This window comes from Rhodospirillales bacterium (genome assembly GCA_028824295.1).
Classification (GTDB): domain Bacteria; phylum Pseudomonadota; class Alphaproteobacteria; order TMED109; family TMED109; genus VXPW01.
The window spans coordinates 84,666-96,225 of the sequence record JAPPED010000016.1; the positions used below are offsets into that span (position 1 = coordinate 84,666).

The 11,560-nt window shown below is 64.8% G+C and carries 13 protein-coding genes; 6 read left to right on the forward strand and 7 right to left on the reverse strand.

The genetic code is table 11. From position 1 onward, the window contains the following. Positions 1 to 11: 11 nt before the first annotated feature. The 4 genes from OXH60_07880 to OXH60_07895 form a co-directional block, all read right to left on the reverse strand. Complete coding sequence (locus OXH60_07880; protein ID MDE0712038.1) at positions 12 to 1,181, reverse strand: ATP-binding protein; 1,170 nt, start codon at positions 1,179 to 1,181, stop codon at positions 12 to 14. Between the two features lie 107 nt (positions 1,182 to 1,288). Next, positions 1,289 to 2,254 carry a transglutaminase family protein gene (locus OXH60_07885; GenBank protein ID MDE0712039.1) on the reverse strand — a complete coding sequence of 322 codons (966 nt, stop codon included), beginning with the start codon at positions 2,252 to 2,254 and terminating at the stop codon, positions 1,289 to 1,291. Beyond that, positions 2,251 to 3,225, reverse strand: coding sequence for an alpha-E domain-containing protein (locus OXH60_07890; GenBank protein ID MDE0712040.1), 975 nt, complete (start codon positions 3,223 to 3,225; stop codon positions 2,251 to 2,253). The genes OXH60_07885 and OXH60_07890 overlap by 4 nt, the downstream gene beginning before the upstream one ends. Positions 3,226 to 3,229: 4 nt before the next feature. After that, positions 3,230 to 4,696 carry a circularly permuted type 2 ATP-grasp protein gene (locus tag OXH60_07895; GenBank protein MDE0712041.1) on the reverse strand — a complete coding sequence of 489 codons (1,467 nt, stop codon included), beginning with the start codon at positions 4,694 to 4,696 and terminating at the stop codon, positions 3,230 to 3,232. A 172-nt stretch (positions 4,697 to 4,868) separates the two neighbouring features. Between OXH60_07895 and OXH60_07900 the strand changes: the two genes are divergently transcribed. Beyond that, complete coding sequence (locus OXH60_07900) at positions 4,869 to 5,168, forward strand: hypothetical protein (GenBank protein MDE0712042.1); 300 nt, start codon at positions 4,869 to 4,871, stop codon at positions 5,166 to 5,168. Between the two features lie 168 nt (positions 5,169 to 5,336). Here the strand turns inward: OXH60_07900 and OXH60_07905 are convergent, their stop codons facing one another. From OXH60_07905 to OXH60_07915, 3 genes are all read right to left on the reverse strand, one after another. Continuing rightward, on the reverse strand, positions 5,337 to 5,771 hold the full coding sequence (locus OXH60_07905; protein ID MDE0712043.1) for a hypothetical protein: 435 nt from the start codon (positions 5,769 to 5,771) through the stop codon (positions 5,337 to 5,339). Next, a complete protein-coding gene (locus tag OXH60_07910) occupies positions 5,722 to 6,435 on the reverse strand; it encodes a DUF433 domain-containing protein (GenBank protein MDE0712044.1) in 714 nt (237 codons plus the stop codon). Before OXH60_07910 ends, OXH60_07905 begins: the two co-directional genes overlap by 50 nt. A 461-nt stretch (positions 6,436 to 6,896) precedes the next feature. Further along, a complete protein-coding gene (locus OXH60_07915) occupies positions 6,897 to 8,105 on the reverse strand; it encodes an ISAzo13 family transposase (GenBank protein MDE0712045.1) in 1,209 nt (402 codons plus the stop codon). Between the two features lie 338 nt (positions 8,106 to 8,443). Here OXH60_07915 and OXH60_07920 point away from each other — a divergent pair, with 338 nt between their 5' ends. The 5 genes from OXH60_07920 to OXH60_07940 all read left to right on the forward strand — a co-directional run. Beyond that, positions 8,444 to 8,950, forward strand: coding sequence for a Fur family transcriptional regulator (locus tag OXH60_07920; GenBank protein MDE0712046.1), 507 nt, complete (start codon positions 8,444 to 8,446; stop codon positions 8,948 to 8,950). Positions 8,951 to 9,029: 79 nt separating this feature from the next. Then, entirely contained in the window at positions 9,030 to 9,200 is a 171-nt protein-coding gene (locus OXH60_07925) for a hypothetical protein (GenBank protein ID MDE0712047.1), read from the forward strand. Positions 9,201 to 9,212: 12 nt separating this feature from the next. After that, the gene (locus OXH60_07930) at positions 9,213 to 10,214 is read left to right on the forward strand and encodes a metal ABC transporter substrate-binding protein (GenBank protein MDE0712048.1); all 1,002 of its coding nucleotides are present in this window, start codon (positions 9,213 to 9,215) and stop codon (positions 10,212 to 10,214) included. A gap of 174 nt (positions 10,215 to 10,388) precedes the next feature. After that, positions 10,389 to 11,345, forward strand: coding sequence for a GTP-binding protein (locus tag OXH60_07935; GenBank protein ID MDE0712049.1), 957 nt, complete (start codon positions 10,389 to 10,391; stop codon positions 11,343 to 11,345). Then, positions 11,342 to 11,560: hypothetical protein (locus tag OXH60_07940; GenBank protein MDE0712050.1), on the forward strand; the 219-nt coding region annotated here is incomplete at its 3' end. The genes OXH60_07935 and OXH60_07940, both read left to right, overlap by 4 nt.

Consider the following 11,560-nt stretch of genomic DNA (forward strand, 5'->3'; position numbering starts at 1 on the left):
GGGTCCGGCGCCTACCAGTCGAGGCCGTGCAGCTCTCGCCAGGGAATCAGGGTGTCTGTGCCCCGGCGCTGCGGTTGATCGCCGCCGTAGACAACCGCGACGGGGCACGGTCCGGATGATCGGGCCAGGTGTTTTCGGACCCGCTTGGCGTCGTCAAACAGGCTGGCTGACGCGGTCTTGGTCGACTTGGCCTCGAGAAGCATGAAGCCGGTGGCCCCTTCGATGACGAGGTCGCTTTCCGCGCCGTTCTGGTCTCGGTAAAACGACACCCCGCCGGCTTCACCTCTGTTGGCCCTGTGCTTGACGATCTCCGAAACCGCCCAGGTCTCAAAAATGGGGCCGCGCAACGGGTGCATGCGCAGCTGTTCGGACGTGCGAATACCCAGAAGCCAGCACACCAGGCCGGTGTCGTAGAAATGCAATTTGGGCATCTTGACGAGACGCTTGCGTAGATTCGTGTGAAGGGCCGGTAGGCGGAACACCAGAAAGCTGGTTTCAAGGATGCTGAGCCAGGCTTTAGCTGTCGGTTGCGAGATGCCGCAATCCCCGGCCAGCGCCGAGTAGTTGAGCAACTGGGCCGTACGGCCGGCGCACAGTGCGACGAACCGCTGGAACGTTGCCAGATCGCCCACGTTGCTGAGCATCCGGACGTCGCGCTCGACGTAGGTGGCGACGTAGGAACGAAGCCAGTCGCTGGCATCGAGACCGCCGTCGAATATGCGCGGGTAGGATCCGGTGAACAGGGCTTGCTCAAGGGTTTCTGGGTGCCGGGGGAAGCGCGTCGTCTCGCTCCGCGTCAGTGGAAGGAGGTGGTACAGCGCGGTCCTTCCGGCCAGTGACTGACTGATCGATTCGACCAGGGAAAGGTCTTGCGAGCCGGTAAGAATCCACTGTCCGGGCGCCGGTTCAGCGTCGATGATTCCCTGCAGGTAGGAGAGAAGGTCCGGCACTCGCTGCACTTCGTCGAGGATGGCGCCGCGCGGGAATTGCTCGAGGAAGGCACGGGGGTCCTCCTTGGCAAAGTTCCGGATGTCCGGGGCTTCCAATGTCGCGTACGGATGGTCGGGGAACATGGCGCGGCACAGGGTCGTCTTGCCGCTCTGCCGGGGCCCGGTGAGCGTGATGGAAGGCCAGGTTCGTGCTGCTTCCGTCAGCTTCTGCGCAAGGTCGCGTTCAATCACGGCGGACAGCTTGGCAAGAAAATAGGCTAATTCAAAATATGATTTTGAAATAGCCTAACTCAACCGTCCATTTCGCGAACTGACGCCCAGGCCGATGGCCCGGGTGGTCACTGATTGGCGCCCGCGGGCTGGACCAGCGGGGCGTGCGTCACGTCACGAAGGCTCGACTGTTCCCGGTGCGGCGCGTGGGCCGGTTTCGGATCGCCGTCCTCCACCACGGTGACCCGGACGTCGAGACTGGAATCACCGCCGCCCACCACGACGCCCCGGGTGGGCGCCGCGTCGGCATAGTCCCGGCCGACGGCGACTCGGACGTGGCGGTGATCGGCGAGCGTGTCGTTGGTCGGGTCGAAGCCGATCCAGCCCAGGTCCGGCAGCAGGAACTCCGCCCAGGCGTGGCTGGTCCCGGCGGGCGTCTGCTCGCCCGCCTTCCCTTCGAGGTGCAGGTAGCCCGACACGTAGCGGCTCGGAATGCCCCACGATCGCGCGATCGCGATCATCACGTGGGTGTAGTCCTGGCAGACGCCGCGGCCGGTTTCCAGGATGTCCTCGATGGGCGAGTCGACTGACGTGCTGGCCGGCTCGTAGCGAAACGACCGGTACAGCACGGCAGCCATCTCCGTGAGGGACGAGAGCGGATCGCGCCCGCGGCGGATCGCCTTGGCGTCGGTGAACGTCGCGAGCGCCGGGCTTGGCCGCGCGAACCGGCTGGGTCCCATGAACTCCCAGTTGTCCACCGGGGAGGCGGACTCCCGGAGCGCCTCCCAGGCGTCCGCTTCCAGGTGCCCCGGCAGCGGCGCCGGGTCCACGGTCGTGACCTCCGAGCGTGAACAGACCAGGGTGTGGCGATGCGCCCGGTGGATGTTGAAGAGGTGGCAGCCGTTGCCGAAGGCGTCCGCGAAGGAGACCGGCGCGGCGGCCGGATCGATGTCGAGCTCGAAGGCGTGCAGCGCCTGGCCGTTGTCCTCGCGCGGGCGCAGGTGTAGCACCACCAGGCTCCCCTGGGCGGTCTCCCCGTAGCGGAAGTCGGAGACGTGCTCGACCGCGAAGCGCCGCTGCGTCCGCTCCGTCATGGCGCGTCCACGATCTCGTAGTGGAAGTAGGTGGCCGCGATGTCCTCGTGCAGCAGGAGGCACGAGTCGCGGACGTCCCGGAGCGCCGCCCGTGTGGCGTCGTCGTCAACGGGGTCACGGTTGGGCCAGTCGTAGTCGATGGCGGCGGCCATCCTGCCCGCGCGCCGGCCCGCCTCGATCGCCAGCGTCCGGCCGGTGGACACGGCATCGAGGGCCTCCGTGACCCGCGCCAGTGCATGGCGAACCGAGTGCGCGAGCAGGGGGTCCGCCACCAGGAAGTCGACCATGCGGCCGGGCCGATGGCTGTGGGAGTGCAGGTGACGGTAAGCGACGTGCGCCTCGCAGATCCTGAGCAGGGCGCGCCAGTCCGATTCGCTGTGCTGGGCGGCCGTGGGGTACTGGGCGAGGTGGGCGTCGATGAGACCGGCGAGGAGTTGCGTCCGCTCGACGAACCAGCCGAGCCACAGGAAGTGCCATCCGTCGTCGCGGTACATGCTGCTGACGGCGATGCCGGAGAAGGTACGGATGGCGTCCTCAGTGCGGAGGTAGAAGGCGTCAGGCTGGTCGTTCCAGATGGTCTCGATGCCGATGTCGCGGATGTCCAGGTACGCGAGGTTGAGACAGTCCCACATCCGGACACCGAGGATGTTGCGGACCTGCCGGGCATTCTCGCGCGCCGCCGCGAGGCAGTTGCGGATCGAATCGGGGTTGCCCGGCTCGAAGGTCAGGTCGTCGGCCATCGTGTAGGCATCGGCCAGCATGAAGTCCTCGCCCTCCTCGCCGGATGCCAGGAATCCGCCGAGGGGCGTCCGGTGCACGGCCCGGTAGAGGCGCCGCCAGCCTTGGTCGATCTCCTCGACCGGCCGGTCCTCCATGGTCGCGAGCTGGTCCGAAAGGAGACGGCAGCCGTGCCGCGCCCGCTCCAGGTAGCGGCCGATCCAGTAGAGGCCCTCGGCGTTGCGCGACAGCATGCCGTCAGGAGGACAGGACCCAGAGGTCCTTGCCGCCGCCACCCTGGCTCGAATTGACGACGAGCGAGCCCTCGACGAGGGCGACCCGGCAGAAGGCGCCCGGGACGAGACGTGTTTCGCTGCCGTGGAGGACGAAGGGGCGGAGGTCGACATGACGGGGCGCGGCACCGTTCGCCGCGAGGCAGGGCGAGACGGAGAGGTCGAGCACGGGTTGCGAGATGTAGTTGGCCGGGTCCTTGCGGATCTGCTCGGCGTAGGCCGCGCGTTCGGCCGGCGTCGCGTGGGGGCCGACCAGCATGCCGTAGCCGCCGGATTCGCCCACCATCTTCACGATGAGGGTCTCCAGGTTGTCCAGCGTGAACGCCAGTTCCTCCGGCTCGCGGCAGAGATGGGTCTCGACGTTGGCGAGCACCGGCTCCTCGCTCAGGTAGTAGCGGATCATGTCGGGGACATAGGCGTAGACGGCCTTGTCGTCGGCGACGCCCGTGCCCGGCGCGTTGGCGATCGTCACGTTGCCGAGCCGGTAGGCATAGAAGAGCCCGGGGGTGCCGAGCTGCGACTCGGCACGGAACGCCAGCGGATCGATGAAGTCGTCGTCGATGCGGCGATAGATCACGTCCACCCGCCGGAGCCCGGCGGTTGTCCGCATGTAGACGATCCCGTTGTGGACGAGCAGGTCGCTGCCCTGCACCAGCTCGACCCCCATTTCGCGCGCCAGGAACATGTGCTCGTAGAAGGCCGAGTTGTAGACGCCGGGGGTCAGCAGGACGATGCAGGGGTCGGAGACGCCGGGCGGCGCCAGTTCGGCCAAGGTCTGGCGGAGCAACTGGCCGTAATGCTCGATGCCGCGGACGTGGTGCCGCCTGAACAGGTTGCGGAGGCTCGTCTTCAGCGCCCGGCGGTTGGCCAGCATGTACGAGACCCCCGAGGGGACGCGCAGGTTGTCCTCCAGCACCATGAAGCCGTCGTTGGTTCGCACGATGTCCGTCCCGCAGAGCGCGACATGGACGCCGTGCGGCACGTCGAGGCCGCGCATCGCGACCCGGTATTGCGGGCAGCCGCGCACCAGATCGACCGGTATGACGCCGTCGGCGATGATCCGCCCCGGCCCGTAGACGTCGGCGAGGAAGAGGTTGAGCGCCTTCAGCCGCTGGCGGAGCCCGCGCTCCACGACGTCCCAGTCGGCCGCGTTGAGCAGCCTCGGCAGGAAGTCGATCGGGATGATCCGCTCCTGCGCACCCTCCTCCCCGTACACCGCGAAGGTGATTCCCTGGTGCAGGAAGGAGCGTTCGGCGAGCGCCTGCATGGCGGCAATCTCGTCGGGCTGCATCCGGTCGAGCGCCTCACAGAGTTCCAGGCAATGTGCGCGCGGCACGCCGGTGGCTGCGAACATCTCGTCGTAGTACGCCGGGCGGGTTTCGTAGTCGGCGAAGAGGCGCTTCGCCACGGAGGGGCCGCTGCCGTCGGCCATCGACTGTCTGCCGCCCGTTTCGCGATTCATGAGGCCACGCTCGTCGTCCGCCGGACCATCGCCCGATTGTGGTTTGGAATGGCGGGACATGGCAAGCCGCGGTCACCGGGGTCGAACCGGTGCCCTTGGCTAGGGCAAGACACACGTTCCGTCATTGCGGAGTGGAGTAATAGTGGCGGGTAGACTCAGGGATCTGCTTGACTCCCGATACGGACACAGTGTGCCACCCGTGCGGCGCAGGTCCGTCGCACTGCTCTTCTCTGACGCCGAACTGCACGTGCTCGCAACGATCGCGCGCTCACGCAAGACGGAACTGCCCACATGCTCGGACGAGGCGGTCGATCTGGTCGCACGCTCCGACGGAAGGCCTCGGCGCTCCCGCGGTCTACCCGGCGCACAGCTCATGTGGCGCGGCTCTACCCAGCTCGTGGCCATGACCTTCACCTTCGAGCTGCGCGACGAATACGAATGACCTTCGTGCCGATGGCCTCAATGCTGCAAGAGATTCCTGAGGTTCGATTAGGGGGCACGGCACGGCATCAACCCGCCGCCGACTATCGAACGAATCATCTGGTCGAAGGCGGATTTACTACCTCTCGAGCTGTGCCTCCCTTCAATATGTCAGTGAAAGAAGAGAACCTCAGATGATCGGGTATGCCTTGATCGCGCCGCTTCCGTACACGCCTCCCACGAATGGCGAAGGCGTTGCGGTGGCGAAGCGGGCAATACGGCGCCTGCCCTTCACGAGCAGCGCGGCGATGTCCGCTCCGGTCGCGTTCTTCGCTCGAATCACGATGATCTGCGCTGAATGGTTCCTGATGGCCTCGAGTTCCGCTATTCGATAACGGATGTTCTTGTCTTTCGTGATTGCCACCCAATGGTTGCGCCCGACGAGCGAGATCCAATCCTCGTCCGGCGCATCCGATGCAAGATGGTCGTCATGCACCTCGACTTTCATGCCTTCTGACCGAAGCCGGTCCGCAATGATGTGCCTTCCGAGGTTGCGATCGAGAAAGAGTGTCGGCTCAGGCAGCGGCTTGGAGTTCGCACCGAATCGCTTCTTCGATTTCTTCATTTCCACGCTCATAGTCGTACGCTAGGTCACTGATCGATTCACCTGCCTTGTAGCGCTCAGCGATGAGTTGGGTTGCGAGGCCGGTGCCGCTGATGACGGGACGGCCTGCGGAGAGCCTCGGGTCAATAACCACGATGGAGGGTGTGGCGGCGACGGAAGCCCGGGTAAACGGAAAGAGCTTGATCGGGATCCCATCGGGATCGCGATCAATGCGACGGAGCGCCGCGCTGACGATCTCTCGCATGGCCGTTTGTCCGGCTCGGCTGATATTGATCAGTTGTCCGTATTGCTCGATGAACAGGTCAAGCCCGTCCGTTTCCAATGCGCGACTGATCAGCGGATGGTTCCGGTCGATTGCATGTCTGGCGTTTGTTGCCAGGTACTCGATCGCCCGTCGAATGCTCGGCATCTTCACTTCGTGCTTGCGCCGAATCGCAGCGAGAACGTGAAGTTCTGTGAGATTGATGAAGGACAGTAACGCCGGCGTGCGCTCAGGAACCTTGATGAGTGGTGCGTAGTTGTGACGACCCACCGACCAGTAGCGGATCGTTGCCGCCGGGACGGTGAGGTAGTGAGCTGCCTCCGAGATCGTGTAGGCGGGGAGTTCCCGGGGATCGTTGGCCCGCGTCCGAAGTTTAACCGTCAGATTTCCTCCAGAATTCAAAAGACCATCTTTTGAGTCAAAAGATAGCGTACTGTATTGGCTGCCGACAGTCCATGTCAGTCAGCCCGCTCATGACTGCAGCCGGGAACGTTCGGAGCCCGGCTGTGGGCAGGCTTCCGTCCAACGCCTGATCAGTGGTGGCGCGGAACCTCTGCTTCCGCCGCGGCGTCCACCTCAAGGTCCACCGGCAATTCGACCGCCTCGTCCGCTTCGGCGTAGTCCGCAAACGTGCGGGTCAGGATCCACGCGTGCGCGTCCGTGAAGTCGGTGCGCGCACAGAGGACATGGTCACCGAACCGGGCGCTCGCCCTGAGATTCGGGACTCATATCGCGCATGCAAGACGATCATCTCGTCGCAGCCAGCAGTTCTCCCAAAAGTTCTGGCCAGCAAGATGGCCGGGTCTTCGGCGCAACAGGCAAAGAATTCCTCGCCGGAGTTTGATGGAAGCTGGGTTTCCAGCTTACTGCGGGTGAAGTTCGTAGTTCCAGTCATCGCCGGATTCGTCACGACGTATCGACTGGGCTTCCAACTCCGTGTCCGTCGCCGTTACCCGCTTCGCGTACTTGCGCATATCGAGCTCGGCGTTGATCCGAAGCCTCGCGTCGGTTCGGGGATTGCCGATGAGATCGACGACGGTCTCAAAGACTTGCAGCGGCTTGCGTCGCCAATGCTGCGTGATGTGACAGAACAGCCGGTGCTCGATCTTGTTCCACTTGCAGGTGCCGGGCGGGAAGTGGCTGACGTGCACGCGCACCCCCGTCTCGTCGGCAAAATGCTGAAGCCCCTGCTTCCATGTGCGCGAACGCAATCCGTTGCCGCCCCCCGCTGCGGCAGTGATGAACAATTCGCGTGCGCCCGGGTAACGGCTCGTACTCAACTCCCCCCAACACCGCCGAAGCGACGCCAACGCGAATGCAGGGGTGTCGTGGTCAAGTCCGACACTGACCCACGCTTCGTAGCGGCTCATGTCATAGATGCCGTAGGGAATCGCCCTGCCCGCCGCATCCTGGGGAACGTCGCGGACCAGCGACTTTTCGGGCCGCCCTTTGGGCTGCCACTCCCAGCCTGTGAGCTTGAAGTCGCCGATCAACTCCGTTTTCTTGGTGTCGACGGAGATCACCGGCTGTGAACGCCGGAGAAAGTCATCTGCCTTCGAATTGATGTGTTCGAACTGTTCGTTGCTGTTCGGATGCGGGGTCAACTCGTGACTCTTGCGCACCGATTGCGACCGATAGCCCAGCTCGTGCAGCGATCGGCCCACGGTCATCGGGCTCACCTTCCAGCCGGCGTCCGTCAGTGCCGCGGCGAGCCCCCGCCGACTCTTGCATGTCCAGCGCAACGGCGATTGCAGGTCGCCGCGCGTCAGCGGGTCAACCAGCTGCTCCAGTGCCCGCCTGAAGCCAGGTTGGGACCGTTCGATCCTCGGGCGCCCCGCACCCGGGCGGCGGATGCGACCGAACTCCGCGCCGCCCGACTCCAGCTCGCGGCGCCCCTTGCGAATGGTCGGGCGCGACAGTCCTGTCGCATCCGAGACCAGCGCATCACCTCCATGCCCGATAGCGCGCGATTCTGCAGCCGCCCACATCCGACGTCCGCGCTCATCAAGATACGCCTCGACCGCTGCGTACTTCTGGGCGATCGTCGCCTTGAGCTCATGATTGTGTGGCATCAGCAGGGTGAGAATACCATCGGTGATGGATGGCGCAGTGATTTGGAACAGCGTCCGCAGGCCCGCGCGCCGCGCTCGGGCGTTCCGTGCAGCCCCTTCCGGCCTGGATCATCCCCGGCCCACTCGATCGACATGCCAGCGGTGACTCCGGGGTTGAAGTGCGGCGGCCGGCAGCGTGCTTCCGAGCTAGGGCGTACAGGCGTCCAGGGCTGATGCTTGAGAACAGTGACGTCCATTTCGGGGCCTTTCATGTCGGTTTGCCCCGCCCGGCCCTCCTGTAGCATTTTGATATGTTATGTTATAACATAACATTCTGGCCCCGCAAGGTGAGATGGGCGATGACTCCACCGTCGACCCGACCCCGGCCCTGCACCGATCCGCACGGCGGCGGGCGGTACGCGCCGTATGAGCGGATCGCGCTGGCTACAGCAATTTGTCGGGAACGCGGTGTACAGATGACCGAGCTGCGCAGAGGTATCCTGGAGTTGCTGTGGGCCAGACGTGAACCGGCCAGTGCCTACCAGTTGATGGAGGCGCTGAAGCGCCGGGATTCGCGCCCTGTTGGACCGCCGACGGTGTACAGGGCGCTCGCCTTCCTGATGGCGCAGGGTCTCGTCTCCAAAATCGAAACCCTGAACGCCTACCTCCCGTGCGCCCATCCCGAGCGCAACCACGATTGCATGTTCTTCATCTGCCAAGGCTGCCGGGCGTCAGTCGAGTTCGTGGACCCGCGGATTGCAACACTGCTGGCCGAGCATGCTGCCGTCTTGGGATTTGTCGTGACAAGCCGCACGGTCGAGGTCGAGGGCAGGTGCGCGCGGTGCGCGGAAGCCGGCGCGGCGTAGCCGGATACCGGGGCTTGCACCCATGTAGAGCACGTCTTCCCAACGGACCGTCGCCGCGACATCAATCAGGGAGTTCCGGATGCCCCGCCACCTGAGCCTGCCGGGCAACGCAATGGCCCGGGCAATCCTGCCGGGTGCGGCCGTCGGTGATCTCGTCGCGGGTCTCGCCGCCGCGCCGTCGCCGGTTCTCGGACCGCCTGCTGGCGGTCTCGCCACGCGGGCCTTCCCGCGCCGTTATCCCGAAGCCTGAAAGGACATCTCCGTGCTCACCCGCCGATCGCTGCTGACATTTGCCGCCGCCGTCTTTGCCCTGTCGCTTGCCGCGCCGCCCTTTGCACAGTCAGACCGACCGATCCCGGTCGTCGCTACCTTCTCGATCCTTGGGGACATGGTGAAGCGGATCGGCGGCGAGCACGTCGCCGTCACGACGCTCGTCGGCCCCAACGGAGATACACACATGTACCGGCCGACCCCGGTCGATGCGCGGGCCGTCCGCGAAGCACAAATCCTCGTAGTCAACGGGTTGCAGTTCGAAGGCTGGCTGAACCGCCTGATCGACGCCTCGGAATTCCGCGGTGTCCGGGTGGTGGCCGCCGACGGGATCGAGCCGATCGCGTACGAGCCCGACGGCGACACGCGCGATCGCGACCGCGAGGCCAACCATGACGAACACGCCGGGGAGGCTGACCACGACGAACACGCCGGGGACGTCCAACACGACGGTCATGACCATGGCGCCTTCGATCCGCATGCGTGGCAGAGCCTTCGCAATGCAGTGGTCTACGTCGACAACATCACCGCGGCGCTGGCCCGGGCTGATCCGGGGAATGCCAGCGTGTTCTACCGGAACCGCGAGGCCTATGTGAATGAACTCGAAGCCTTTGACTCGGAGATCAGCAAGATTGTTTCCGGGCTTCCCGCCGGCAGCCGGACCGTCGTCACCTCCCACGACGCGTTCCAGTATTTCGGTCGCGACTACGGGCTGACGTTCATCGCGCCGCAGGGGCTTAGCACCGAATCGAAGGCGTCCGCGCAAGATGTCGTCCGCCTGATCCGGCAGATTCGGGAACAGGGCATTCGGGCCGTCTTCATCGAGAACGTCGGTGATCGGCGCCTCCTGAGGCGCATTGCCGACGAGACGGGAGCCGTCATTGGCGGCACGCTCTATCCCGAGGCTCTGTCCGGCCCGGACGGCCCGGCGCCGACGTACCTCGACATGATGCGGCACAACGCGATGACGCTCGCACGGGCGCTGACGTCGTAAGGCTCGGCGCATCCAGCGAAAGCTGGGACGCCGAAGTTGCCGGAGCGAGAGCAACAGGTTGGCACACCGGGCATGGGGTCGTATCCCGGACCGCGCTTTCTGCCGGCATCCACGCACGGAGCAATGGCCGTTGGGCGCTGCTGAACAGGCGCAATGATGGCAGGAGAGGAAGCAATGAATCAGATCCCCGTTACCGTTCTGACCGGTTATCTCGGCGCTGGCAAGACCACGCTCCTGAACCGCATCCTGACCGAGGAGCACGGCAAGAAATACGCCGTGGTCGTCAACGAGTTCGGCGAAATTGGCATCGACAACGACCTTGTGGTCAACGCCGACGAGGAAGTGTTCGAGATGAACAACGGCTGCATCTGTTGCACCGTACGCGGGGATCTGATCCGCATCCTTGGCGGGCTGGTGAAACGGCCGGGCAGCTTCGATGGAATCCTCATCGAGACCACCGGCCTTGCCGATCCCGCGCCGGTTGCCCAGACCTTCTTTGTCGACGGCGATGTTCGGCGGCGGACCTGCCTCGATTCGATCGTAACGGTGGTCGACGCCCGCCATGTCGTCCAACGGCTGGAAGACAGCCATGAGGCGCTCGAACAGATTGCCTTCGCCGACGTCATCCTGCTCAACAAGACGGATCTCGTGCCGGCCGACGAACTGGCGCTGGTGGAGACTCGCATTCGTTCGATCAATGCCACGGCGGTGATCCACCGCACGCAGCGATGCGAGGTGGGGCTTGACTCGGTGCTGGGGCGCCGGGCCTTCGATCTCGATCGCATCCTGGCGATCGAGCCCGACTTTCTTTCGGAAGACGACCATGAACACGACGATGCTGTGAAGAGCGTCTGCCTGCGCACTGACCGGCCCTTGGACGGAACCCGCGTCTCGGGGTGGTTGCAGCGCCTACTTGTCGAGTGTGGCCAAGACCTGTTGCGAACCAAGGGGATCCTGTCGATCGCCGGTCAGGACAGGCAGTACGTCGTCCAGGCGGTCCACATGCTGATGGAAGGCAATTTCACGAAGCCGTGGAACGCAAGCGAGACCCAAGAGAGTCGCTTGGTGTTCATTGGACGAAACCTGGATGAATCGGCACTGCGTCGGCAGTTCGACGCCTGCATCGCATGAGTTGGTCCGCCGAACAGGGCAAGACGTCGCTGCTTGATCGCATCGGCACCGGTCGGGAACTCGACGCCTATGTGGTGGGCGCGGTGTTCCTAAGGGAGGGGCTGCTTGCGGCCGCGCTCGGCGACGGTCGGGTCGCGCTCATCAACGGCGAGAGCGAGACTCCTCCGTCCTTCGTTTCGGTGCATGACGGGGCTTGTCTTTCGCTGGCCGTCGAC

Excerpts from the sequence above, each read along its gene's own strand:
- OXH60_07925 (MDE0712047.1), top strand. The coding sequence starts at position 9,030 with ATGCCCCGCCACCTGAGCCTGCCGGGCAACGCAATGGCCCGGGCAATC.
- OXH60_07935 (MDE0712049.1), top strand. The coding sequence starts at position 10,389 with ATGAATCAGATCCCCGTTACCGTTCTGACCGGTTATCTCGGCGCTGGC.
- OXH60_07895 (MDE0712041.1), bottom strand. The coding sequence starts at position 4,696 with ATGGCCGACGGCAGCGGCCCCTCCGTGGCGAAGCGCCTCTTCGCCGAC.
- OXH60_07920 (MDE0712046.1), top strand. The coding sequence starts at position 8,444 with ATGACTCCACCGTCGACCCGACCCCGGCCCTGCACCGATCCGCACGGC.
- OXH60_07890 (MDE0712040.1), bottom strand. The coding sequence starts at position 3,225 with ATGCTGTCGCGCAACGCCGAGGGCCTCTACTGGATCGGCCGCTACCTG.
- OXH60_07885 (MDE0712039.1), bottom strand. The coding sequence starts at position 2,254 with ATGACGGAGCGGACGCAGCGGCGCTTCGCGGTCGAGCACGTCTCCGAC.
- OXH60_07905 (MDE0712043.1), bottom strand. The coding sequence starts at position 5,771 with ATGAAGAAATCGAAGAAGCGATTCGGTGCGAACTCCAAGCCGCTGCCT.
- OXH60_07915 (MDE0712045.1), bottom strand. The coding sequence starts at position 8,105 with ATGCCACACAATCATGAGCTCAAGGCGACGATCGCCCAGAAGTACGCA.